Origin of the sequence: Micromonospora sp. NPDC047740, from assembly GCF_043204735.1 — a bacterium.
Classification (GTDB): Bacteria; Actinomycetota; Actinomycetes; order Mycobacteriales; family Micromonosporaceae; genus Micromonospora.
Window position 1 is genome coordinate 67,284 of sequence record NZ_JBIDCT010000024.1, and the last position, 24,727, is coordinate 92,010.

Here is a 24,727-nt window from a genome sequence, read left to right on the forward strand (position 1 = left end):
GCCAAGCCCCCCGGGCCACCATCAGCTCGTTCGGTCAAGCGTGACCTGGGTAGGCGCGCTGAACTGGGCGTAGCACCACACGACCGAATTGGCCGACGTCAGCGCCGATGGAGCCATTACGGAGGCACCGCGCGGGGGAGAAAGGGTGCCCCGAACCTTCCAGACAGTAGTGGCTGCAATCAGAAGGACTGTCCTGGGAGATGGTCACGCCGCGGGAGGAAAGACATGAGCAACTATACAGCTCGAGGGACATTCGGGAGACGTTCCCTCTTTAAGGCGGCCGCCGCGGGGGCTGCTGGCACGGCAGCGTTTACCACCGGCACGTCGTCGTTGGCCGAAGCTGCCGCCGCGTCAGCCCGGAGCAAGGCAGGCTTCGGTAGCCTTCCGACCGACCTCCACGCGATCTTAGACGCGTGGTCGGAGGCGCCGTCGAGCTACCACAACCTCGGGGACTGGCGACGGGTGGGATACCGGCGCGGAGCCATCCAGCCATCGCCGGTGGTCGACAGCGTCACGCCTGCCCAGAGCTTGGGCATCCGGCCCGACACAGGTGTCGACGTCAGTAGCGCTCTTCAGACAGCGCTGGACCGACTCGGTGCGGCCGGTGGGGGCGTTCTCAAGCTGGAGCCCGGGCGATACGTTCTCGACCGGCCCCTGTTCGTTAGCGACTCCAACGTGGTCCTGAGAGGGGCAGGCAAGGGAAAGACCATCCTGTACTTCTCGCGTCCCCTGCGTGAGTCTCTCGACGCGGGTGGCAACAACTGGTCATGGACGGGCGGCCAAATTTTCTTCATCGCCCGCGAGCGGCTGGCCAAGTCGTTCGCCAACGACTTTGCGGCCGAACTCAGCGAGTGCTTCCTGTGGGGTTCTACCCTGGCCGCAGTCGCGCCGGCGACCCGCGGCGCCGACGTCCTTTTCGTCGACTCCACCGCCGATCTCACGGCTGGCGAAATGGTGGCTCTCGAGGTAGATAACCCAACGAACTACCGGCTGCTCAAGGAGATGGCTGGCAACATCGCCGGAGCGAACACGTACGATTGGGCCAGGTACGGTGCTCGCATCGCGACACCGACTGCCTTCGAAGATCTCCAGGCCTGGCGGTGGCCGGTCAAGGTCATCGAGATTCTTTCTCCCCGGTCAGTGCGGATCGAGCAGCCCCTGAGGATTTCCATCCACCGAGAGACGCCCGCTCGGCTGCGCGAACTCGGGCCGACCATCCATGACAGCGGGGTGGAAGGGCTGACGATCGAGAACAAGCTCATCCCGCAGACGGCACACAATCTGCACCCCGGCTCGAACGGGGTATGTTTCCAAGCGGTCTACGACTGTTGGGCCAAGGATGTCCACGTCCTCAATGCCGATGTGGCCTTCGGACTGACGGGTGCCAAGTCCTGCACCATGTCCGGGATCTCCGCCGGTGGCCGCTCACTCCACCACTTCGTCGCATGCCGGATCCTCGCTCATGACAACCTGATCGAGGACTTCCACCTGGAGGACTTCACCGTCCCTGCGGTGCGCGGCAGCGTCCTTCACGGCCTCAACCTCGAGGGGCTTTCGAGCGGCAACGTATACCGACGGGGTCTCATGGAGACGGGCCTCTTCGATACGCATCGACAACTGCCCTTCGAGAACCTCCGCACCGACATCACCGTCACCAACAAGGATGCGGGCGTCGGAGGCGCAGGCGACGCTGGGCCCTACTTCGGATGCCGCATCGTCCACTGGGGCATCCGTGTCACCAACGACAAAAACTTGGGCATGGAGGTTTCCGACGTGGCACCAGCCTCCCTCACCGCAGGGATTACCGGCCTCACCAGCCCTGGTTCGGGTGGGCTCGACAAACCGTCTGCTCACGGATCATTCACCGGAGACATCGAATCCGAGAGCCTCGACTTCGGCACGGACCTTGGCCAGGGGAGTGACCTCCTTGACCTCCAGCGTGCCATTGCAGCCGTGTAGTCGTTACGACTTGGCGCGCGATAGCTGAGCGGCTCCGGTTCGGTGATGGAAGCGGCCGTGCGGGGCGATCTTGATGTGTCGTCAGGATGGGCCCGCACGGCCGTGTCGCATCGCATCTTCACCGGGATCCTGCACCGCAGACCGACCAAGCTGATCACCGAGTGGGCCGCAGCAGTGCGGCGCGTTCTCCAAGACCCCGACCGGCACGTCCGCGAGCGGCCAGCGACGCCCTCGGCTCGGCCGGCGGGCCGGCGGCGGTCGACGCGCTGCTGGCGTTGGCTGCCGACGAGGACCCGCAATTGCGGGTCCAGGCCGCCGACGCGCTCCCGAAAGTGGTCGACTCGGACTCCCGCACGACGCCGCTGCCGGCAACGCTGGCGCGAGACGACGAAGCCGCGGTCCGGCGGCCACCATCAGCGGACTGGCCAGCACCGGTCGCAGTCCATCACACGAGGAACAGCTCCTGCTCGAGTTGACGAGACCCGGCCCCGATAGTCCGCCGGCGGATCGCGGCAGGGCGCGACGTCTCGCGCCCTGCCGCCGCCCCGACCGAGCCTCGCATGATGGGTTGGCGAAACCGCGTCGGATCCTTGACGCCATGGTCGTCCCTCCACGTGTCGTCTAACGAGCCCGTGGGTCGGTCGAGATGTTGGCCGTGGGGCGCACGTGGCACAGCTCGGCGAGGCCGGTCGGGTAGGCGGCGCGGAGTCTGACCCGCCGCCTACCCGACGCCCTACCTAGCCCTTGGTGGCGCCGCCGGTGAGCCCTTTGACAAAGTGCTTCTGCAGCGCGAGATAGAACGCGAGTACCGGGAGCGTCGCCAGGAACATCAGCGCGAAGACCGAGCCGAAGTCGGACTGGTATTGGCCGATTGAGCGGTAGACACCGGTCGTCACGGTCGTGCCGCGCCCGGGGCCAAGGATGATCAACGGGTCGATGAAGTCGTTCCAGATCCACACTCCCAGGAAGATCATCACGCTGGCGCTGGCTGGCCGCAGCAGTGGGAACACCACGCGCCAGAACACCTGGGCGCGGCGCGCCCCGTCGACCTTTGCGGCCTCCTCGAGTTCGATGGGTATGCCGCGGATGAAGCCGGCGAAGACGAACATCCCGAAAGGCAGGTAGTAGCCGACGTTGAACAGCACCAGCCCCTGCACCGTGGCCATCAGGTGGCCGGCTCGCAGAACATCGGTGATGGGGATGAGGATCACCTGCGGCGGGATCATCAGCCCGGCGAGCAGAACCAGGGTCAGCGCCCTCGCCCACCGGCTGCGGCTGCGGGCGAGGTAATGGCCCAGCATCGCCGACAGCACGATCAGGACGACCACGGAGACGGTCGTGACGATGACGCTGTTGGTGAGGCTGACCCAGAACAGGTGGTCCGGTCGGGTCAGCACGGCCTTGATGTTGTCCACCGTCGGCGGCCAGGGCAGTGACGCCGGGGAGCCGGAGATCCGGTCGCCGCGCTTGAACACGTTCGTCAGGACAAGGTACAGCGGCACGAAGAACAGCGCGGTGAGGGTGAGTGCCGTCGCCGGGCGTATCCAGGGGATTCGGTCTTTCACAGGTCGATCTCCCTTCTTCGCAGGATCCAGAGGGCGACCGCCGTTGTGACGCCGACGATCACGAGCATGGCGACGGCCATCGCGGAGGCGTAGCCGACGTGGTTCGCGTCGAAGCCGGTCTGCAACACGTCGAACGCGATGGTCGCGGTGGTACCGGCACCCGGACCGCCGTTGGTGATCACCTTGATGTAGTCGTAGGTCTTGAATGCCGAGATCAGCAGGACAACGGTGTTGATCGTCAGCGCGGGCGCGAGCAGCGGCCAGGTCACCGCCCGGAACCGGCGTATCGGCCCGGCGCCGTCGATGGAGGACGCTTCCTGCAATTCCACCGGTACGCCCTGCAGCCCCGCCAGGTACACCACGACGCAGAAGCCGAGCATCTGCCAGGAGATGATCGACGCTACCGAGTACAGCGCGTAGTCGGGATCCGACAACCAGGCGGGCGGTTGGTGGACGCCGAGCGCCCGCAACGCCTGGTTCACCAGCCCGTCGGTGTCGAGGAGGCGAGTCCAGATGACGCTGACGACGACCGAGCTGAGGATCATCGGCGTGAAGAACACGCTACGCATCGCGTTGTAGAACCGGCCGGGCTTGTCCAACAGCAGCGCGACCAGCAGCCCCAGTACGTTAGGAACGATCACCACAATCAGCGTCAGGATCGTGGTGACCCGCAGCGCCGTGTGGAATTGCTCGTCGTGCAGCAGCATCCAGTAGTTGCGCAGTCCGACATAGCGTCGCGGCGGGTTGAACGGGTTCGCGTTGGTCAGGCTGTATGCGAAGCTCATCGCGATCGGTGCCAGCACGAAGCAGGCGTACACCAGGACACCGGGGGCGCCGAAGACCGCGAAGTGCGCGAGCTTTTCCCAGACCGCTCCGCGTCGGTGCCGGGTCGCCGGGCCGCCCGCCTGCTTGCGGGCGGCCGGCGGGCCGGTCGGTATCTCCGTGTGCTGGACCACCTCAGCTCGCCTTGGCCCATTCGGTGTCGAGGTACGTGGCCGCCTCTGCGGCGGTCTTCCGGCCGGTGATCAGGTCCTGTGCCGCCGCGTCGACCTTGTTGGCCATGCCCGGGAGCAGGCCATCGTCAGCGGTCTCCCACCGGAAGGCGTGCACGACCGCGTTCTGCGAGACGGCCTGCTGGTAGAGGTCGTAGCCCGCCTTGTAGACGGCGCCCGTGTCGGCCGGCGGTGTGTAGCCCTTGATGGCCGGGATCAGACCGTCGGCCTTCACCGAGGCGTCCAGCTGGGCCTTGTCGAGCTGGAAGGCCAGCGCGAAGCGCTTGGCGGCGTCAAGGTTCTGCGCCTTCGCGCTCACGATCATGCCGCCACCGGTATAGGCCGGGACGACCAGGCGCCCGTCGGCGGTCGGGAAGTTGAAGACGTCGATGTCGAACGGGTGCTTGGCATCGGCGTTGGCGGCAAACCAGTTGCCCATCGGGTACATCGCGCCCTTGCCGTCCAGAAACGCCTGCTCGGTCGCGGCGTAGTCGCGGGACACGTCGGACTTTGCGATGTAGCCCTTCTGCGCCAGCTCCGCGAACTTGGCCAGGGCCGCGGTGAAGTCCGGGTCGCTGAACTTCACCTTGTCGGCCCGGCGCTGGGTCAGCCAGTCCGGGGTCTTGCCGTAGACGTCGACACTGACGATTCCGGACAGGATCATCGACGAGGCGAAGGTGTCCTTGCCGCCACCCGCCACGAACGGTGTGACACCGGACGCCTTCAGCTTCGCGCAGGCGTCGAGGAGCTCGCTCCAGTTCGTCGGCGGCGCGGTGATGCCGGCGTCGGCGAACATCTTCTTGTTGTAGTAGACCGGCGGGATCGTCTGGGTGTTGGCCGGAAGCTGGAAGTACTTGCCCTTGATCGGGTTGGCGGTCGGGTAGACGAAATCCTTCAGTTCCTCGGGCTGCCATGCGTAGAGGTTGCCCGCCTCGGCGAACCCGGCCGGCGAGACCGCGATCATGACGTCCGGGAACTGCCCGGACTGCAGCAGTTGCTTGGCGTAGTCGGTGCGCCCGTCGGCAGTGGGCGCCACGAGCTTGGTCACCTTGATGTCCGGGTTCTTGTCGGTGACGCGCTTGATCGCGGCGTCCCAGTAGGCAGGGGTGAGGTTGGGCGTCTCGAAGGTCAGGAACGTGATGGCCTTCGTCCCCGATCCGTTGTCTGTGCTGGTGGTGCTGCAGCCTTGCAGCGCAGCGCCGGCGATGAGCGTTGCCGCGACAGAGAGCGCCTGTCGTCTTGTCAGCGATGTCATGGGGGTGTCCTTCCAAGCGCCGAGGGTGGTGGGACGGGCCGGGATGGGGGCGGGGCCCGCCGTGAACGCGCGTACATTGCTGAGCGACGGGGACGTTACGCCGCACGTACTGCGGCGTCAACGGGTTGAAGAGGTAACAGTCCGCGACTGTTGACGGGCTTCGTTCGACGGCCTGATACTGACGTCCGATCTGATGTACGCGCGTTCAAGCACGACGGAACGCGCGCTCGCCGCGTCTGCCAGGGCGGCGGTTGACGAGCCGAATCGGAAGGTGGGCGATGGCCACGAGCGAAGAGGTGGCACGCCTCGCGGGAGTCTCGCGGGCGACGGTTTCGCGCGTCCTCTCAGGCACGGCGAAGGTCAGGGACGCCACCCGGATCCGCGTGGAGGCTGCCGCAGCAAGCCTCGGGTACCAGCCGGACGTGGCGGCGCAGAGCCTGTCCGGCGCCCGCTCGAAGGTGATCGCTTTGGGCTTCTTCGCCAACGACATCTGGACGCTGTCCGAGCTGACCCGGCCGCAGTACCACTTCTACCTCAACGTCCTGCACCACATTGAGGCGGCGACCGCCGAAGCCGGCTACGACCTGCTCGTGCCCTCGCGCCCGACCAGTGCGGCCAGCGACAGCTATGTCCGGCTGCTGCGCTCCCGGCGGGTGGCCGGCACCATCATGGTCGCCTGCCCGCCGGGCGACGTACGGATCCAGGCATTGGTCGAGTCCCGGCTGCCGACGGTCTTCGTCGACGCGGTCGGCACGGGGCTGCGCGCCACCTCGGTGGCATCGGACAACGCTGACGGGGCCCGACAGGTCACCGAGCACCTGCTGGGGCTGGGCCACCGCCGGATCGCCCGGATCACCGGCACCGAGACCGACCCCGCCGGCCGCGATCGGCTGGCCGGGATCCGCGCAGCGCTCGCGGCGGCCGGCGTCCCCGAAGACCCAGGTCTCGCCCGCAAGTCAGACTGGTCCACGGAGGGCGCCTACCGCGCCGCACTCGACCTGTTGGCGACCCGGCGGGACTTCACGGCGGTCGTCGCCGAGAGCGACATGATGGCGATCGGCATCCTGCGCGCGTTGAACGAGCACGGCCTGCGCGTGCCCGATGACGTATCGGTGACCGGGTTCGACGACATCGACCTGTCCGCGTACATCCTGCCGCCGCTGACCACGGTGCGGCAGGACACCCAGGCCATGGGCTCCGCGGCCGTCACGGCGCTGCTGGACATCATGCAGGGCGCGACGCCGCCGCCGATCGTGCTGCCCACCGAGGTAGTCGTCCGCCACTCGACCGCCGCCCCGCGCCCATGACGGCCGTAGGGAGCGGTGGCGACACCTCGCGACAGAGCCCCGACGTCGTCGTGCTGACCGCCGCAGGCACAGCGCTGATCCTGGATATCACCGGCCACCGGGTACCCCGCGTCCTGCATTGGGGCGCCGACCCAGGGGCCGTGGACAGCTTCGACGAGCTGGTCCTCGGCAGCTTGCCATCGCCCCCGGTGGCGTCCGTCGAGGTTCCGGTGCTGCTGCGGCTGATACCTCAGCAGTCCGACGGCTGGGTCGGGCGGCCAGGTATCGCAGGACACCGGGACGGTCGCTTCCCGCATCTGCGCCTGGAGCTGGTACGGCCGGTCACCGTCGAGACCGTCGACGAAGGCGGCGGCGTACGGATCGAGGCGCGCGACGCGGAGGCCGCCGTATCGGTCCGCACCGAGGTCCGGATGGACAGATCCGGCGTCGTGCGAATCCGCCATGAGGTGGTCAACGACGGCCCGGAGGTGTTCGCGCTTGGATCCGTAGTCTGTCTGCTCCCGGCCGGGAACCATGCGACCGAAGTGCTCGACTTCAGCGGGCGCTGGTCTCGGGAACGTGCTCCCCAGCGCGGTCCTCTGCGACACGGACTGGCCGCCCGCGAGTCCCGCCGCGGCCGCACCGGCCACGACGCTACCGGCCTCATGGTGGCCGGTGAGTCCGGCTTCGGGTTTGGCCACGGCGAAGTTTGGGCGGTGCACGCCGGATGGAGCGGCGACCACGTTCACTACACCGAACGGCTACCCGAGCACGGACCGGTCCTCGGTGCCGGGGAGCTGCTCGCCGCGGGCGAGATCAGGTTGGCCCGCGGCGAGTCTTATCAGAGCCCGTGGATCTACTTCGCCTGGTCGGGCGAAGGGCTCGACGGGCTCGCCGACCGCATGCACCAGCACCTGCGCGACCGGCCGAGTCATCCCCGCACGCCCAGGCCGGTGATGCTCAACACCTGGGAGGCGGTCTACTTCGACCACCAGCTTGACAAGCTCAGCGAGCTCACCGAGCGCGCGGCCCGCGTCGGGGTGGAACGGCTCGTCCTGGACGACGGCTGGTTCGCCGGGCGCCGCGACGACACGGCCGGCCTCGGCGACTGGACGGTCGACCGGTCGGTGTGGCCTGAAGGGCTGCACCCGCTGGTGAAGCAAGCCAAGGCCTTGGGCATGCAGGTGGGTCTTTGGGTCGAGCCGGAAATGGTGAACCCCGACTCCGACCTCGCTCGAGCCCATCCGGACTGGCTGCTGTCGGCGCCTGGCCGCGCCGCCCTTCCGCACCGCTCGCAGCAGGTGCTCGACCTGGCCAGGCCCGAGGCGTACGCCCACATCCTGGCCTGCTTGGACGCGCTGGTTGACGAATACGAACTCGACTACTTGAAGTGGGATCACAACCGCGATCTGTTGGAGGCGGTCCACGCCGGGACCGCTGGCGTTCATGCGCAGACCCTCGCCGTGTACCGGCTCCTGGACGAGCTCCGGGACCGGCATCCCAGGCTGGAAATCGAGTCGTGCTCCTCCGGCGGCGCGCGGATCGACTACGGCATCCTTGAGCGCACCGACCGAGTGTGGGCCTCCGACACCATCGACCCGCTGGAACGGCAGGCGATCCAGCGTTGGACCGGACTGCTGCTACCGCCCGAACTGGTCGGCTGCCACGTCGGCGCGGCCACCGCCCACACCACAGGGCGCACCACCGAACTCGCCTTCCGGCTGGCGACCGCGTTGTTCGGGCACGTAGGCATTGAATGGGACCTCACCGCCTGCACCGACGCCGAACTCGACGAGCTGGCCGCCTGGGTCCGTCTGCACAAGCGACTCAGGCCCCTGCTGCACACCGGACGGACCGTCCACGCCGACCATCCGGATCCGAGCGTCTGGCTGCACGGCGTCGTCGCGGCCGACCGACGGCACGCCGTGTTCAGCCTGGTCCAGCTGACCACTTCGACCGATTCCGTCCCGGCCCGGCTCCGATTCCCGGGCCTGAATCCGGACTTCCGCTATACCGTCAGGATTTGCCCGGAGATCGGCGTGCCCACTGGTTTCCCCGCGCGTCCCGTCCCCTGGCTCGTACGGGGATCGATCCGCCTTCCGGGATCTGCGTTGTCCACCGTCGGGCTGGCCGCGCCATTGCTCGATCCGGCCCAGGCTGTGGTCCTGGAGCTCAGAGCGGAGTGAGGCACATACATCGGATCAATGATCGGATCTGGCCTCCGCTTTGCGATGATGACGGTTCTTGTCATTGACAGACATCGGATCTCCTCTGCATACTGCCGGCTTGGAGGCCCCGGGCCTGACGTCGGTGGTCGCCGCTCAAGGAGTTCGGATGGCCAAGGAGTTGATGTGAGACGTTACGTAATCGGGGTGGTGTCCACGCTCGCGATGGTGGCCGCCCCCACGGCCGTTCCCGCGCACGGCGCGGCCGGCAATTTCAAGGTGCCGCAGGCGGTGCTCGACCATCTCGGCCAGGACGACTGGGCCAAGCTCCAGCAGATCCTGCCCGGCATCGCCGGCTCGGTGACGTCCCCGCTCAAGATCAGCGACGTCAACAAGGGCAGTTACACGACGGGGCAGTTGATGGGCAACGGCGACATCGGCGCCGTCGCGGCCGGGGTGTCCACCACCTCCCAGCAGTTCTACTTCGGCAAGAACGACTTCTGGGGCACGCTGCACGCCCAAGGCAACGCGGTCAAGGACAACCAGGGCATTCTCTCCGGCGGCGGGCTGGACGTCTGGCCGACGACCGGGGCGGGCACCAACGCGGCGAGCGCGTTCAAGATGAAGCAGGACATCCTCAACGCCGAGGTCACCACGAGCCTGGAGCTCAAGGACGACCAAGGTGCCGATGCTCCGATCCAGCTGACCTCCTGGACCGCCGACACCGCGAACGTCTTCGTCACCGAGATCCGCAACAGCGGCACCGGGCCGGTGACGCTGCGGACCAAGCAGTGGGTCCCGGCGATGGCGTACGCGAGCGCGAGCGCGACCGACCTGACCGATGCGCAGAAGACCTACCCGTACACCGGGGGAGTTGACTCCTCGTCGTCCAGTCCCGTCCTCTGGACGACGCGGGACAGCACCACCACCAACACGAGCGGCTACCGCAGCCGGATGGCGACCGCGACGACCCTCGTCGGTGCCGCGCTCGTGAACCCCCGCCAGGAAATCGAAGCGAACGACTACTACGACAGCAACAAGGGCAAGTACTACAACTCGCTGGGCGAGTCCGGGAACTTCACCGTCGCGCCGGGCGCTACCGCGTCCCTGGTCACCTACCTGACCAGCAGCAGCGGTGACTACAACGCGATCAAGAGCGTCGCGGACGTGCAGCAGGACGCCGTGGACGGGGTCCGCGGGTACGCGTCGCAGAGCACCATCGACCAGCTCAAGGCCGAGCACCAGGCCTGGTGGAAGAACTACTGGCTCCGCAGCTACGTCCAGTTCCCCGATCCCGAGGTGGCCCAGTACTACTACGGGTCGCTGTACGTGCTCGGCAGCTCGAACCGGCCGACGAGCGCGAACGGGAAGGTGAACCCGCAGAACCTGCCGGGCTCGATGTACGGCGAGTGGGTTCTCGCGGACAACGTCGGCTGGGGCGGCCGGTACTTCCTCAACTACAACCAGCAGGCCCAGTACTACGCGTCAGGCTCAATCAACCGCATCGAAACCGAAGTGCCGTTCAACCGGGTCATCGCCTACGACCTGCCATGGCAGCAGAACAACGCCGCCGCACAGGGACATGACGGCGCGGTGCACGTCCGGACGCTGTCCCCGTTCCACCTCATGGCGAGCGCCCAGCCGGCACTGAGCCCGAAGGCGTCCGTGCCGGTGTACGGGTTCAACGCATCGTCCACGGACCAGAAGTCGAACGGCTACTTCGCCGCGATCAACATGGTCTCCTACTACGAATACACGCTGGACGACCAGTACCTGCGCACGGTGCTCTATCCGCACCTGAAGCAGCTGCTCACGTTCTACAGCTCCTACGTACTGAAGCAGGACGACGGGAACGGGCAGTACCACTACTCGGTGATCGGTTCGTCGATCCACGAGGGCGACGCCGCCGACATCAATCCCGACCTCGACATGGGTGCGATCAAGTTCCTGTCCAAGTTCCTGTCCGCACACGCCACGGCGATGGGCGAGGCCCCAGCCACCGTCGCGCGCTGGAAGGACCTGGCAGACCACACGGCGTTCCCGGAAGCCATGCTGCCCAAGGGCATCTTCTCCGCGAACACCAACGACAACTTCGTCCCGACGCTGCTGGCCACGGATTACCAGTCGCCGAACCAGGCGCACGTCGACATGATCGAGCCGGGCGACCAGCCGGTCGAGCTCGAGGGCGTGGTGTTCCCCTTCGAGAACGTGCAGCAGCTCGACGGCGACCCGGAACTGCTCGGCAAGGTCCGGAACACGCTGGAGTACATGAACTCCTGGGCCGCCACCGGGTTCGCCGGCTGGAGCAGCCAGAACAACGGCTTCCCCAAGGTGTACCCGATCGCGGCGCGGGCCGGCTGGCCGGCCGCGGACCTGCTGGCTAAGTTCAAGACCGCCCTCAAGGCCAAGCTGCGCACCAGCAACCTGACCTACTACGGCAGCGGTGGCGCGGTCGAGACCGTCGGCGCGATGGAGGGCGTCAACTCGATGCTGCTGCAGAGCAGCACCACGCCCGATGTCCCGGCGACCCTGTCGGTGTTCCCGAACTGGGACCGGACCCAGTCGCTGAGCTACGAGCGGCTGGGCGCCAAGGGCAACGTCGAGGTGTCGAGCGCGTACGACGCGACCACGGGCTCGGTGTCCTACGTGGACCTGACCAGCAAGCGGGACGGGAAGATCTCGCTGGTCAACCCGTGGGCCACCGGCCGCCCGGTCATCCAGGTGGTCAACGCTAACAAGACGCTGGGTGAGCGCGTCGAGTACGACGTGCACAGCGGCAAGCTCGTGTTCAACGCCAAGCAGGGCCGGCGGTACATGGTCATGGTCGACACCACCGACCGGGCCCACACCGTCAGCGGCATCTCGCTGTCCAAGTACTCGACGACGTTGGTGTACGACAGCACGAAGCGCAACGCCCCGGCGGGCACCGACACCATCACGGCCACGCTCGAGGGTGGCATCCCCGGCGACACGGTGGAGTGGAAGTCCTCGAACAACCAGGTCGTGAAGGTGACCGGGTCCGGGAAGACGGCGACCATCCAGGCGGTCGGCACCGGCGGGGGCAAGGTCGCGAACGTGACGATCACGGCCCGCAGCATCGAACAAGGCGGATTGTCCGAGGACGGGGTGACCCAGACGATCAAGGTCCAGGTCGCCGACGTGTCCACGGTCCCGACGGGGCTGCAGCTGCTCAGCCCGTCGGACGCGACGATCTACGGCCCGGCGGCCACCAGTGCCAGCACCGGCAAGGTGACGGGCACGAACCGGCTGCAGCTCACGGCTTCGGTGTCCCCGGCCAACGCCTACGACCGGCGGATCGCCTGGCGGTCGAGCGACCAGAACGTGGCGATGGTCGACAAGAACGGGCTGGTGATCGCGCGCGGTGCGGGCACGGCGACGATCACCGGCACCAGCATGGGCAACCCGAGCCTGCCACCGGTCACGACCAGCGTGACGGTGACCGCACCGGGAGCGGACTCCAGCGGATACAACGGGCTGGCCTCGGTGCTCGCCGCGGCGAAGCAGATCTCGGCGTACGCGGGCGACCGCACCAGCGGTGGCGGCTTCAAGCGGGTCTCGACCAGCCCGAACTGGGAAGGACTGCAGGAACGCTTCCAGATCGCGCACATCAACGCCCTCGGCGTGAAGGCGCGTTACTCCGGCTACTCGGCGGTGAACATCAGCAAGGACACCGCGTACTTCGCGGCCCTCGCACTGAACGAGGCCATCAAGGCGATCGACCCAGCCCTCGCGGTCACCCTGCCGGACCGGACCCTGGCGGACAAGACCGATCTGGCCTCGGCGATCACCACCGCGTCGCAGCTGACCGCGGACGACTTCGGGACCCCGCAGGCGTGGAGCAATCTGCAGGCGGCGCTGGCCGAAGCCCAGAAGGTCAACGACGACCCGAAGGCGACCCAGCCGGACGTCGACGCGGCCTTTGCCGCACTGGCGTTGGCAATGGCCGCCACGGCCGCCGGAGACGTGCCAACGGTCGACCTGTCCGGCGTGGGCGCGGTGACGGTGCGCAACGGGCACCTGGTCCAGCTGCTCGCCGGGACCGGGCGGACGTGGACGGTGACTCCGGCCGACGAGTCGGCCGCGCCGGGCGCGACCATCGATCCGAGCGGTGGCCTGCTGTGGGTGATGGGCGACGGCACCTACCAGGTGACGGCGAAGGCCTCGGGTGCCGCGGACGTGGTGGTCACGGTGACCTTCACCGACGTACCGCCACCGCTGCTCAACCTGAGCCGGAACGGCAACGGCAACGGCACCGCGTTCGGTTCGACGAGTTCGGGTTCGTACCCGCCGCCGAACGCCTTCGACGACAACCCGGCGACGTTCTACGACCACAGCTCGACGACGCCATACGTGGGCTGGGACTTCGGCAGCCCGACGGCCGTCAACGTGCTCCGGTTCCTGCCGCGCTCGGGCACGAACGCGGCCCGGATCGCGGGGGCGAAGCTTCAGGGCTCGAACACGTCGCCGACTGACGGCTTCGTCGACCTTGTCACCATCAACGACAGCCCGACCACGGCGAACTCGTCGTCCTGGTACGTGAAGGCGCTCAACAGCAGTACGCCCTACCGGTACTACCGCTGGCTGGGCACGAGCACCTCGCACGCGAACGTGGCCTCGATCGAGCTGTACGCGGCCAACGACCGCCAGGTCACGGTGACCACGACCCCGGCGAGCTGACGGCAATGCCGGAAGCGGCACTTCCCGGAGGGAAGTGCCGCTTCCGCATGCCGCCGGCCGCGTGGAACGGCGGCGCGAGGGGCGACTAGCCATCCGATCTATCCTGGTGTTGGGTCGGCCGGGAGGCGTTGCTCTACGGGAAATCCTCCACTGGCGGCCCATCATGCCCGCCTGCTAATGTCAAAGCATCCCGCAGACATCAGATGACTCGCCCAGCCGCACTGGGCATCGGGTGGGCGTACCCACTAGCTAAGTGTTCGGAGATTAGCGTGAAGTTGTTGCGTGTCGGCCCGCGCGGCGAGGAAAGCCCGGCAGTCATGACTGAGGACGGGCGGCTGCTCGACCTCTCTCCGATCACGACGGACATCGACGGCGTGTTCCTCGCTGACGGGTTGACGCTGGCCACTGCGGCGATTGCTTCCGGTGACCTGCCGAGCATCGACGGCGCTGGCATGCGGATCGGCGCCCCCCTCGCGCGCCCTGGCAAGGTTGTCTGCATCGGCCTGAACTATCGGGCCCACGCCGAGGAGAGCGACGCGGCGCCGCCGACCGAGCCGGTGGTCTTCCTCAAGACGCCGTACACCGTGATCGGGCCGAACGACACGGTCCTCATTCCACGAGGGAGCACCAAGACGGACTACGAGATCGAACTCGGCGTCGTCATCGGACGCACGGCCCGCTATCTCGACACGGCCGAGGACGGGCTGGCCTGCGTGGGCGGCTACGCCGTGTCGCACGACGTGTCCGAGCGTGAGTTCCAACTTGAGCGCGGCGGCACCTGGGACAAGGGCAAGAACTGCGAGACGTTCAACCCGCTCGGGCCTTGGCTGGTGACTGCGGACGAGGTGCCGGATCCACAGGCGCTCGACCTCCGACTGTGGGTCAACGGGAACATCCGGCAGAACGGCTCGACCAAGGACATGATCTTCCAGGTCGGCGAGATCATCCACTACCTGAGCCAGTTCATGGTGCTCGAACCGGGTGACATCATCAACACCGGTACACCCGCCGGTGTCGCCCTCGGCCATCCCGATCCCAAGCCGTACCTGCGCCCGGGCGACGTCGTCGAGCTTGAGATCTCCGGCCTGGGCCGGCAGCGCCAGGCGATGGGGCAGGCCTGACATGGCGCACCGCATCACGTCGCTCGCCACGTACGACGTACGCTTTCCGACCTCGCACGAGCTGGACGGCTCGGACGCCATGAACCCCGACCCCGACTACTCAGCCGCGTACGTCGTGATCCGTACCGACGCGCCCGACGGCCTGGAGGGGCACGGCTTCGCCTTCACCATCGGTCGCGGCAACGACGTCCAAGTAGCGGCGATCCGGGCACTCGAACCGCTCGTCGTCGGGCTGCCGCTCGAATACACCCTCGCGAACATGGGTGGCCTGTGGCGCCGCCTTGTCCACGATTCGCAGCTGCGCTGGCTCGGCCCGGAGAAGGGCGTCATGCACATGGCGATCTCCGCCGTGATCAACGCGATGTGGGACCTCAAGGCCAAGGCCGCCGGCAAGCCGGTCTGGAAGCTCCTCGCCGACATGAGCCCGGCGGAGATCGTCGAACTGGTGGACTTCCGCTACCTGACCGACGCGCTTACGCCCGATGAGGCGTTGGAGATCCTGCGTAAGGCCGAGCCCGGCAAGGCCGAGCGCGAGGCCCGGCTGCGCGAGCAGGGCTACCCCGCGTACACGACCTCCCCGGGCTGGCTCGGGTACGACGACGCCAAGCTGACCCGCCTCGCACGGGAGGCGGTGGCGGACGGCTTCAGCCAGATCAAGCTCAAGGTCGGCGCGAACCTCGCGGAGGACGTACGGCGGTTTCGCATCGCCCGCGAGGCCGTCGGCCCGGGCGTGCGGATCGCCGTCGACGCCAACCAGCGGTGGGACGTCCCGGCCGCGATCGACTGGGTGCGGGCCCTGGCGCCCGGCGACCCCTGGTGGGTCGAGGAACCCACCAGCCCGGACGACATCCTCGGGCACGCCGCCATCCGCAGGGCGGTCGCCCCCATCAAGGTGGCGACCGGCGAGCACGTGCCCAACCGGATCGTGTTCAAGCAACTACTGCAGGCCGAGGCGATCGACATCCTCCAACTCGACGCCGCCCGGGTGGCCGGCCTCAACGAGAACGTCGCCATCCTGCTGCTGGCCGCGAAGTTCGGGGTGCCCGTCTGCCCGCATGCCGGCGGCGTCGGGCTTTGCGAGCTCGTGCAACACCTGTCGATGTTCGACTACGTGGCGGTCAGCGGGTCACTCGACGACCGGGTCATCGAGTATGTCGACCACCTGCACGAACACTTCGTCGATCCGGTGATCGTGACCAAGGGGTGCTACGCCGCCCCCACAACTCCCGGCTTCTCGGCACAGATGCACGAGGCCTCCCTCACGGCTCATCTCTTCCCAGACGGGCCGGTGTGGGCGACCGAACGGACGCTTGACGGGGAAACGGTGGGCGGAGCATGAGCGACAGGGAATTCGACGGACTGACGGCTGCCGTCACGGGCGCGGGCTCGGGCATCGGCCTCGCGGTGGCACGGATGCTCGCCGCCCGGGGTGCCCGGGTCGCCTGCCTCGACCTCGAACCGTCGATCGGTGACGCGAACGTCGTACCGATTCGGTGCGACGTCAGCAGCGACACGCTCGTCGCCTCGGCCGTCGAGGCGGCGGCCACCGCCCTGGGTGGCATCGACATCCTTGTCAACAACGCCGGCATCGGGGCCCAGGGCACGGTCGAGGGCAACGACCTCGACCAGTGGCGGCGGGTGTTCGACGTGAACGTCCTCGGCCTGGTGCGGACCACCCGCGCCGCGCTGCCCTGGTTGCGCCGGTCGTCGGCCGCGGCCATCGTCAACACCTGCTCGATCGCCGCGACCGCCGGACTGCCCGATCGGGCCCTGTACAGCGCGTCCAAAGGTGCGGTTCTGTCGCTGACCCTGGCCATGGCCGCCGACCACGTTCGCGAGGGCATCCGCGTCAATTGCGTCAATCCGGGCACCGTGGACACGCCGTGGGTGCAGCGGCTGCTCGCCGCCGCCGAGGACCCGGACGCGGAACGCGCCGCGCTACAGGCGCGGCAGCCCTCGGGACGGCTGGTGTCGGCGGACGAGGTGGCCGCCGCCATCTGCTACCTCGCGAGCCCGCGCGCCGGCGCCACCACCGGCATGGCGCTCGCCGTCGACGGGGGCATGCAGGGACTGCGCCTGCGCCCGGTCACCTGAGGAACTGGCCGTGCCGATCGACGCGAAATCCACCCCTGGAACGCCGGACGCCCTCGGACGTGTGAGAGATCGGCCCGACACGTCCTACTCCGCCAGCGCCTGGCGCAGCCACTGCTCGACGGCTGCGACGTGGACCGTGGCCCACGCGTGGGCGATCTCCGGCTGGCGGCTGGCGATGGCATCGCAGATGAGCCGGTGTTCGTCGACGGTGCGGGCGACCGCGTTCTTCTGGGTCAGACCCCGCCAGATCCGTGCCCGCTGGGTTGGTCCGGACAGCCCCTCGATCAGCGAGCACAGCACCTGGTTGCCGGATCCCGCGGCAATTCGGCGGTGGAACTCGACGTCGTTGGCCACGAGCTCCTCAACCGTCGGCGTCGGTCCGATTTGGTCAAGCAGCTCGCGCAGGCTCCCGATGTCCTCGTCGCTCATAGCCGACGCGGCCATTGCCGCTGCCGCAGGCTCGAGGATGCGCCGTACCTCGAAGAACTGCAGCACCGTGTCGTCGCGGTGAAAGTCGACGACGAAAGCCATCGCGTCCAGGAGCAGCGACGGCTCGAGGCTTGTGACGTACGTGCCGTCGCCCTGGCGCACGTCGAGCACGTGGATCAGCGACAGCGCTCGTACAGCCTCCCGCAGCGAGCTGCGGGACAGCCCTAGGTGCTCGGCGAGATCGGCCTCCCGTGGCAACCGGTCGCCGGGTCGCAGTTCGCCGCCCGTGATCATTTGCTTGATCTTGTTGATCGCGACGTCAGTCAGCGACATAAGTGGCGAACCTCCTGCTGAAACATCGGATGAGCCTGCATCATACGGTGTTCAGACAGCGGGATTCCTTCGCCACGGCGGCCAGCGTTTGGCCAGCTGCCTTCACGTGTGGTCGTCCTCGCCGGGCCCAGCCCGTGACGTCTCAGGATTGACGGGATAGACATCAGATGTCTAGGCTCTCGTTGCGTTCATCGATCAGCCCCAAGCGGTCAACGGACTGGTCATCATCGTCGCGCTCGTCCCGGCCAGGCCCACCAGCGGCAAGGCCCAGGACTGACTTCCCTTGCGTAGGCAGCCGTCGCAGGCCCAGGCAATGAGGAGAACACGTGGAGACCATCGCCCTGCACACGAGGCTCAAACCGGGCCGTGAGGCGGAGTACGACCGGGTGCACGCGGTGATCCCGCCCCCGCTGGAAGCCGCGCTGCGCGTGGCAGGGGTACACAGCTGGCGGATCTGGCGGGACGGTCAGGACCTGTTCCATCTGGTCGAGGTCGCCGACTACCAAGCGATGCGGCGGGCCCTGGCTGAGCACCCGGTCAACGTGGCGTGGCAGGCCAGGATGGCCGAGCTGCTGGAGATCACCGACGACTACTCGGGAAACGATCGCGGCATCGCGAAGGTGTGGGAGTTGGCGTGAAGGTCACGCGACTCGGCGGGTCACGCGTACGGGTGAGCCGGCTCGGGTTCGGTGCGGCCGGGATCGGCAACCTGTACCGGGCCTTGGACGACGAGACGGCGTACCGCGCGGTCGAGGCCGCGTGGGAGGCGGGGATCCGCTACTACGACACCGCGCCGCATTACGGTCTTGGCCTGTCCGAGCGCAGGCTGGGAGCCGCGCTCGCCGGCCGCCCGCGCGACGAGTTCACTGTCTCCACGAAGGTCGGCCGGGTGCTGGTGCCTTCGCCGGAAACCGCGCACCTACGGGACGACGCCGGCGGCTTCGACGTGCCGGCCGACCACGTCCGGCGGTGGGACTTCAGCGGAGACGGGGTACGCCGGTCGATGGAGTCCAGTCTCGGCCGCCTGGGACTCGACCGGATCGACGTCGTGCTGCTCCACGATCCCGACGACCACTGGCGGCAGGCCGTCGACGAGGCGTACCCGGTGTTGCACGAGCTGCGCGATCAGGGTGTGGTGGGCGCGATCGGCGTCGGCATGAACCAGTGGCAGATGTTGGAACGGTTCGTCGTCGAAACCGACATCGACACCGTCATGCTGGCCGGGCGGTACACGCTGCTGGACCAGTCGGCGGGGGAGCGGCTGCTGCCACGCTGCCGGGAACGCGGGGTGTCCGTCCTCGCCGCTGGTGTCTTCAACAGCGGTGTGCTCGCCACCGCTGAGCCAGGCAGGATGTACGACTACCGCCCGGTGCCGGACGCGGTGTACGCCAGGGCCGTCCGGATCGCCAAGATGTGCCGCGCGCACGGGGTGGCGCTGCCGCAGGCGGCGATGGCCTTCGTGGCGCGACATCCGGCCGTCGCATCGGTGGTCGTCGGCATGAAGACCATCGAGCAGGTCACCAACAACGCGGAACTCGCCGCCACGCGCGTGCCCGACGGGTTGTGGGACGACCTTGTCGCCGAGGGGTTGATCCACCCGTGATCGTTGACGCTCACCACCACCTGTGGGATCCCGCGGTACGGACGTACCCGTGGATGGCGGGCGATGCCCTCGCCCCGATCCGGCGCGCATACACCCTGGCGGACCTGCGCGTCGCGGCCGGTGACCGGGTCGGTGCGACCGTGCTCGTGCAGACCGTGTCGTCGCTGACCGAGACCGAGGAATTCCTCGCCACCGCGGAGGCGAGCGAGGGCCTGGTCGCGGGCGTCGTCGGCTGGCTCGATCTGACCCGTCCCGATGTCGACGTCGAGCTTGACCGCCTGCGTGCTGGTCCACTCGTCGGGGTGCGTCATCAGGTGGAGGACGAGCCGGACCCGGACTGGCTGCTGCGCGACGAGGTGACCAGAGGACTCGCCGCCCTCGGCGCGCGCGGGCTGGCGTACGACATCCTCGTGCGCGCCCCGCAACGAGCTGCCGCCCTCGCCACCGTCCGGCGGTGCAACGACGTCCGGTTCGTGATCGACCACGCGGGCAAGCCGGCCATCGGGTCGGGGGAGTGGGAGCCGTGGGCGTCCTGGATCGTGGCGATGGCCCGATGCGAGGGCGTCGTCTGCAAGCTGTCCGGGCTGATCACCGAGGCGGACTGGGACGACTGGGACGCCGCGCGAATCCGGCCGTACGCCGAACACGTGCTGTCCGCCTTCGGCGCCGACCGGGTGATGTTCGGATCGGACTGGCCGGTGTGTGAACTGGCAGGCCGCTACCGGGACGTGCTCGCGCTCACCGATGAGCTGCTGGCCGGCTGCACCGCGATCGAGCGGGCGGCTGTCCTGGGCGGCACCGCCCGCCGGGTCTACGCCCTGCCGTGAACGCGCCCGGTTCGCGGCCACGAACGGCCTTCAGCGGCGCTACCGCAGCACCCGACCTCTCGCCACCCGCTCCGGAAGGGGCCGACCATGCGGATCGCCCTGTTCATCACCTGCGTGAACGACACCATGTTCCCTGACACCGGACGGGCCGTGCTGCGCGTCCTCCAACGGCTCGGCCACGAGGTGATCTTCCCCGCCGCCCAGACATGCTGCGGTCAGCTGCACTTCAACACCGGTTACCAACGCGAGGCCGTGCCGCTGGCGCGTAAGTTCGTCGACGTCTTCGCCGACGCCGACGTGGTCGTCTCCCCGTCGGCGTCCTGCGTGGCCATGGTGCGAGAGTCCTACCGGCGGGTCGCCGAGGTCTCCGGCGACCGGGGCCTCTTGGACGCCGTGGCACAGGTGACGCCCACCGTGTACGAGTTCAGCGAACTCCTCGTCGACGTGCTCGGTGTGACCGACGTCGGCGCTCGGTTCGCGCACCGGGTCACCTATCACCCGACCTGCCACGGGCTGCGCGCGCTCGGCCTCGGCGACCGGCCATTGGCACTGCTCAAGGCCGTACGCGGGATCGAACTGGTGGAACTCGGCGGTGCGTCGGAATGCTGCGGATTCGGCGGCACGTTCGCCCTGAAGAACTCGGATGTCTCGGTCGCGATGGGCTTGGACAAGCTCAGCCAGGTGCTCGCGACGGGAGCCGAGGTGCTCACCGCGGCCGACAACTCCTGCCTCCTGCACATCGGCGGACTCCTGTCACGCGCCCGCTCCGACGTGCGGGTCATGCACTACGCCGAGATCCTCGCGGAAGGAGACGATTCATGAGCGGAGCCGTGTGGATGGGCATGCCAGCCTTCCCGGTCGCGGCCCGCGACGCGTTGGCCGACCGTCAATTGCGTGCCAACCTGCGCACGGCGACCGGGACCATCCGCGCCAAGCGGGAGGCCGTCGTCGCGGAGCGGGCGGACTGGGAGCAGCTCCGCGTCGCCGGGGCGGCGATCAAGGACCGGACGCTGCGGAACCTGGACAGCTACCTGCTGCGGTTCGAGGAGCACGTCACCGCCGCCGGGGGAGTCGTGCACTGGGCGCGGGACGCGGCGGAGGCCAACCGGATCATCGTCGACCTGGTACGCGCCGCCGGCGCCGACGAGGTGATCAAGGTCAAGTCCATGGTGACCCAGGAGATCGAGCTGAACGCCGCGCTCACTACGGCCGGTATCGCCGCCTACGAGACCGACCTCGCGGAGCTGATCGTGCAGTTGGGCGACGACCTGCCGTCGCACATCCTGGTGCCGGCAATCCATCGGAACCGGGAACAGATCAGGGATATCTTCCTTCGCGAGATGCCGGACGCTCCGGCCGACCTGACCGATGAGCCGGTCGCTCTCGCCGCCGCAGCGCGGAAACACCTGCGGCGCAAGTTCCTCTCCGCGAAGGTGGCCGTGTCCGGAGCGAACTTCGCAGTCGCCGATTCGGGAACGCTCGTGGTAGTGGAGTCTGAGGGCAACGGGCGGATGTGCCTCACGCTGCCCGAGGTCCTGATCAGCGTGGTCGGTATCGAGAAACTGGTCCCGACCTGGGCCGACCTGGAGGTGATGCTGCAACTGCTACCGAGATCGTCCACCGGCGAGCGGATGAACCCGTACACCTCGACCTGGCGGGGTGTGCACCCGAGCGACGGCCCCCGGGAGTTCCACGTGGTCCTCCTGGACAACGGCCGTACCAGCGTGCTCGCCGATGACATCGGCCGGCAGGCGCTGCGGTGCATCCGCTGTTCGGCCTGCCTGAACGTGTGCCCGGTCTACGAGCGCACCGGTGGGCACGCCTACGGATCGCCGTACCCAGGTCCGATCGGGGCGATCCTCACCCCCCAGCTACGCGGCGTGCGGGGCGACCCGGTCGCGGCCAGCCTGCCGTACGCGTCGTCGCTCTGCGGGGCCTGCTACGAGGCATGCCCGGTGCGGATCGACATCCCTGCCGCGCTCGTACACCTGCGGGCCAAAGTCGTCGACGCCAAGCGCCGCCGGCCATCGGCGGAGCGCGCGGTGATGCGTGCCGCGTCCTGGATGTTCGCCAGCCCTCGCCGGCTCGCCGCCACCCAGCGGCTCGGAGCGTTCGCCGGCGCTCTGGCCGGCGCGCTCACCGGTCGTTCTGGTCGGATCGGCAGGCTGCCCGGCCCGCTGTCCGGCTGGACCCGCGCGCGCGACATCCCCGTACCCCCACGGCAGTCCTTCCGTTCGTGGTGGCTGAGCAACCAGGATGGGGGACGGCGGTGAACGCACGGGACGAAATCCTGGCGCGGGTACGGACCGCCCTCGCCGGAGTGCCCGACACCGAGGTCGAGGTGCCCCGCGGGTACTCGACGTCAGCCGAGGGCGTGGACGTCGTGGAGTTGTTCGCCGAGCGGGCCGACGACTACCGGGCGACGGTCCGGATCGTGGAGCGCTCAGCGGTGGCCGGTGTCGTGGCGGCGGAGCTGCGCGAGGCGGGAGTCGACATCCTCGCCGTGCCACCGGACCTGCCGCCGGAGTGGCTGTCCGAGACGACCGCCCGGATCCTGCCCGACGCACCCGCGCTGTCCGTCGAGGATCTGGACGGCTGCGGCGGCGTCCTGACGGGCTGCGCGGTGGCGATCGCCGAGACCGGCACCATCGTGCTTGACGCCGGGCCTGCGCAGGGAAGACGTGCCTTGACCCTGGTCCCGGACGTGCATGTATGCGTCGTGCCCGCGACGGCGATCGTCGGCACCGTGCCCGAGGCCATCGCCCGACTGGACGGTACCCGGCCGCTCACCTGGATCAGCGGGCCGTCTGCGACGAGCGACATCGAGCTCAACCGCGTCGAGGGCGTCCACGGCCCACGGACCCTCATCGTCCTGATCACCAGATAGACGCTACCGAGCGCTGCCGGCGTGATCCATCTGCTGTTCACGGCCGCGCACAGTGCACTGCCCGGCGGGGTCGCTGGTCCCGTTCCTGCAAGGACCGAGGGTGAGGCGTCGGCCTGGTTGGCTGGAGCCGGGCTGTGTCTGGTTGCATCCTGTGTCGCGCTGACACAGCACGCGGTCGGGCGTGAGGATGTGGGCATGAGTGCATCGCAGCCCGTCGTCGACCCCGGGCCCGAGCCGGACACGACCGCGGGCGGGCCGGTGAATACTGCTGGCGCGCGGTCCAGGCCCCCATCGCCGGACGCCCCCGAGTCTTCCCCGGATCACCGCTACCTGCTCGACAACGCCCGGGTGGAGGCGGGCGAGCGGTTCACCTGGCTGGCCGAGCTGTTCGACGGTGTCACGCGTGGGCACTTCGACCGGCTGGGCGTGAGGGCGGGCTGGCGCTGCTGGGAAGTTGGTGCCGGCGGCCCCAGCATTCCCGAGGCACTCGCCACGGCCGTCGGACCAACCGGTTACGTGCTGGCCACGGACATCAATCCGGCCTGGTTGGACCCGCACGGCGGGTACGAGGTGCTCCGGCACGACATCGTCGGGGACCCGCCGCCGCAGCCAGGCACGTTTGACCTGGTACACGCGCGGCTCGTGCTCGTTCACGTGCCCGACCGTGCCCGGGCGTTGGCGACGATGGTGGCGGCGCTGCGGCCCGGCGGTTGGCTATTGGTAGAGGATGCCGACACCGAGCTGCAGCCGCTGGCCTGCCTCGATGAGGTTGGCCCGGCGCAGCGGCGCGCCAACCGGCTGCGGCGCGCCGTCCGGGAGTTGATGACCCGCCGCGGCGCCGATCTGCGCTACGGCCGTACGCTACCGCGGGCGTTGCGTGCGGCGGGCCTGGTCGATGTCACGGCGGCCGGCTGCTTCCCGGTCGGCGCGGTAGCCTGCGACCGGCTGGAGACCGCGACGGTGCGCATGGTCCGCGCCGAGTTGCTCGCCGCAGGGCTGGCCAACGACGTCGAGATCGACGCGCACCTGACCGCCGTCGATGCCGGCGAGCTCGACCTCACCCTCGCGCCGCTGATCTCGGCATGGGGACGCCGCCCGGGCTAAGCAGTCTGCCTGAAGTTCTGCATGTAACTGGGTGGCAGCATGGAGCGGCCGACCGGCCGGCCTCCACACCACCGTGATCACAACTCCAGACGGGACCTAGTCTCGGCTCGGCTCGGCCCGGCGTCGACGCCGGCCCGGGTGCGGCTTCCGGCTGCGGCCGCGATGGCGCCGGCCACCGCGATGAAGGCGTTGAGACGCAGTCCGATTCCGTAGCTCGACGCCAAAAGCTCCGGCCGGGTCGAGTTGACGGCGGTGGCGCTGACGAGCACCGCGATCCCGACGGCGATCCCGAGCTGCTGGGCGGTGTTCAGAACGCCGGACGCCGGCGAGCTCGGCACGCAGCTCACGCTGGTTGCGGCCGGGCCCGGGGTGGCCCTGGTGCAGGAGTCCAGCAGGGTGTTGCGCACCG

The 24,727-nt window shown here is 68.5% G+C and carries 21 protein-coding genes; 15 read left to right on the forward strand and 6 right to left on the reverse strand.

The genetic code is table 11. The features are described 5' to 3' along the window. Window positions 1-225 precede the first annotated feature (225 nt). Together ACGF4F_RS32440 and ACGF4F_RS32445 are read left to right on the forward strand one after the other, a co-directional pair. The gene (locus tag ACGF4F_RS32440) at window positions 226-1,959 is read left to right on the forward strand and encodes a hypothetical protein (RefSeq protein ID WP_393083538.1); all 1,734 of its coding nucleotides are present in this window, start codon (window positions 226-228) and stop codon (window positions 1,957-1,959) included. A gap of 86 nt (window positions 1,960-2,045) precedes the next feature. After that, a complete protein-coding gene (locus ACGF4F_RS32445) occupies window positions 2,046-2,435 on the forward strand; it encodes a HEAT repeat domain-containing protein (protein ID WP_393083541.1) in 390 nt (129 codons plus the stop codon). A 261-nt stretch (window positions 2,436-2,696) separates the two neighbouring features. Here ACGF4F_RS32445 and ACGF4F_RS32450 read toward each other — a convergent pair whose 3' ends face one another. The 4 genes from ACGF4F_RS32450 to ACGF4F_RS32465 all read right to left on the reverse strand — a co-directional run bounded on the left by ACGF4F_RS32450 (window position 2,697) and on the right by ACGF4F_RS32465 (window position 5,771). After that, window positions 2,697-3,434: a carbohydrate ABC transporter permease gene (locus tag ACGF4F_RS32450; protein WP_357447126.1), complete on the reverse strand. Its 738-nt coding sequence runs from the start codon at window positions 3,432-3,434 to the stop codon at window positions 2,697-2,699. Window positions 3,435-3,520: 86 nt separating this feature from the next. Then, window positions 3,521-4,168 carry a carbohydrate ABC transporter permease gene (locus ACGF4F_RS32455; RefSeq protein ID WP_393083615.1) on the reverse strand — a complete coding sequence of 216 codons (648 nt, stop codon included), beginning with the start codon at window positions 4,166-4,168 and terminating at the stop codon, window positions 3,521-3,523. Window positions 4,169-4,176: 8 nt separating this feature from the next. Further along, entirely contained in the window at window positions 4,177-4,254 is a 78-nt protein-coding gene (locus ACGF4F_RS32460; RefSeq protein WP_393083618.1) for a hypothetical protein, read from the reverse strand. 227 nt (window positions 4,255-4,481) lie between these two features. Next, window positions 4,482-5,771 carry an ABC transporter substrate-binding protein gene (locus ACGF4F_RS32465; protein ID WP_393083545.1) on the reverse strand — a complete coding sequence of 430 codons (1,290 nt, stop codon included), beginning with the start codon at window positions 5,769-5,771 and terminating at the stop codon, window positions 4,482-4,484. A gap of 278 nt (window positions 5,772-6,049) precedes the next feature. Here ACGF4F_RS32465 and ACGF4F_RS32470 point away from each other — a divergent pair, with 278 nt between their 5' ends. From ACGF4F_RS32470 to ACGF4F_RS32495, 6 genes are all read left to right on the forward strand, one after another. After that, the gene (locus tag ACGF4F_RS32470; protein ID WP_357447120.1) at window positions 6,050-7,078 is read left to right on the forward strand and encodes a LacI family DNA-binding transcriptional regulator; all 1,029 of its coding nucleotides are present in this window, start codon (window positions 6,050-6,052) and stop codon (window positions 7,076-7,078) included. Then, complete coding sequence (locus ACGF4F_RS32475) at window positions 7,075-9,243, forward strand: alpha-galactosidase (protein WP_393083549.1); 2,169 nt, start codon at window positions 7,075-7,077, stop codon at window positions 9,241-9,243. The genes ACGF4F_RS32470 and ACGF4F_RS32475 overlap by 4 nt, the downstream gene beginning before the upstream one ends. A gap of 165 nt (window positions 9,244-9,408) precedes the next feature. Next, a complete protein-coding gene (locus tag ACGF4F_RS32480) occupies window positions 9,409-13,920 on the forward strand; it encodes an Ig-like domain-containing protein (protein WP_393083552.1) in 4,512 nt (1,503 codons plus the stop codon). 269 nt (window positions 13,921-14,189) lie between these two features. Continuing rightward, window positions 14,190-15,041, forward strand: a complete 852-nt coding sequence (locus tag ACGF4F_RS32485) for a fumarylacetoacetate hydrolase family protein (RefSeq protein ID WP_357447111.1) — start codon at window positions 14,190-14,192, stop codon at window positions 15,039-15,041. A gap of 1 nt (window position 15,042) precedes the next feature. Next, window positions 15,043-16,380: an L-fuconate dehydratase gene (locus ACGF4F_RS32490; RefSeq protein WP_393083555.1), complete on the forward strand. Its 1,338-nt coding sequence runs from the start codon at window positions 15,043-15,045 to the stop codon at window positions 16,378-16,380. Beyond that, entirely contained in the window at window positions 16,377-17,135 is a 759-nt protein-coding gene (locus tag ACGF4F_RS32495; RefSeq protein WP_393083558.1) for an SDR family NAD(P)-dependent oxidoreductase, read from the forward strand. Before ACGF4F_RS32490 ends, ACGF4F_RS32495 begins: the two co-directional genes overlap by 4 nt. Before the next feature lie 84 nt (window positions 17,136-17,219). Here ACGF4F_RS32495 and ACGF4F_RS32500 read toward each other — a convergent pair whose 3' ends face one another. Further along, window positions 17,220-17,897 carry a FadR/GntR family transcriptional regulator gene (locus ACGF4F_RS32500; RefSeq protein WP_357447102.1) on the reverse strand — a complete coding sequence of 226 codons (678 nt, stop codon included), beginning with the start codon at window positions 17,895-17,897 and terminating at the stop codon, window positions 17,220-17,222. 326 nt (window positions 17,898-18,223) lie between these two features. Between ACGF4F_RS32500 and ACGF4F_RS32505 the strand changes: the two genes are divergently transcribed. The 7 genes from ACGF4F_RS32505 to ACGF4F_RS32535 all read left to right on the forward strand — a co-directional run bounded on the left by ACGF4F_RS32505 (window position 18,224) and on the right by ACGF4F_RS32535 (window position 24,318). Beyond that, complete coding sequence (locus ACGF4F_RS32505; RefSeq protein WP_357447099.1) at window positions 18,224-18,535, forward strand: L-rhamnose mutarotase; 312 nt, start codon at window positions 18,224-18,226, stop codon at window positions 18,533-18,535. Then, window positions 18,532-19,500, forward strand: a complete 969-nt coding sequence (locus ACGF4F_RS32510) for an aldo/keto reductase (RefSeq protein WP_393083561.1) — start codon at window positions 18,532-18,534, stop codon at window positions 19,498-19,500. The genes ACGF4F_RS32505 and ACGF4F_RS32510 overlap by 4 nt, the downstream gene beginning before the upstream one ends. After that, entirely contained in the window at window positions 19,497-20,327 is an 831-nt protein-coding gene (locus tag ACGF4F_RS32515; RefSeq protein WP_393083564.1) for an amidohydrolase family protein, read from the forward strand. The genes ACGF4F_RS32510 and ACGF4F_RS32515 overlap by 4 nt, the downstream gene beginning before the upstream one ends. A gap of 87 nt (window positions 20,328-20,414) precedes the next feature. After that, window positions 20,415-21,149, forward strand: a complete 735-nt coding sequence (locus ACGF4F_RS32520) for a (Fe-S)-binding protein (protein ID WP_393083567.1) — start codon at window positions 20,415-20,417, stop codon at window positions 21,147-21,149. After that, complete coding sequence (locus ACGF4F_RS32525; RefSeq protein ID WP_393083570.1) at window positions 21,146-22,600, forward strand: LutB/LldF family L-lactate oxidation iron-sulfur protein; 1,455 nt, start codon at window positions 21,146-21,148, stop codon at window positions 22,598-22,600. The genes ACGF4F_RS32520 and ACGF4F_RS32525 overlap by 4 nt, the downstream gene beginning before the upstream one ends. Continuing rightward, window positions 22,597-23,214, forward strand: coding sequence for a lactate utilization protein C (locus tag ACGF4F_RS32530; protein WP_393083573.1), 618 nt, complete (start codon window positions 22,597-22,599; stop codon window positions 23,212-23,214). Before ACGF4F_RS32525 ends, ACGF4F_RS32530 begins: the two co-directional genes overlap by 4 nt. Window positions 23,215-23,409: 195 nt before the next feature. After that, window positions 23,410-24,318, forward strand: coding sequence for a methyltransferase domain-containing protein (locus ACGF4F_RS32535; RefSeq protein ID WP_393083576.1), 909 nt, complete (start codon window positions 23,410-23,412; stop codon window positions 24,316-24,318). Between the two features lie 77 nt (window positions 24,319-24,395). Here ACGF4F_RS32535 and ACGF4F_RS32540 read toward each other — a convergent pair whose 3' ends face one another. Further along, the gene (locus tag ACGF4F_RS32540) at window positions 24,396-24,725 is read right to left on the reverse strand and encodes a hypothetical protein (protein ID WP_393083579.1); all 330 of its coding nucleotides are present in this window, start codon (window positions 24,723-24,725) and stop codon (window positions 24,396-24,398) included. Window positions 24,726-24,727 lie beyond the last annotated feature (2 nt).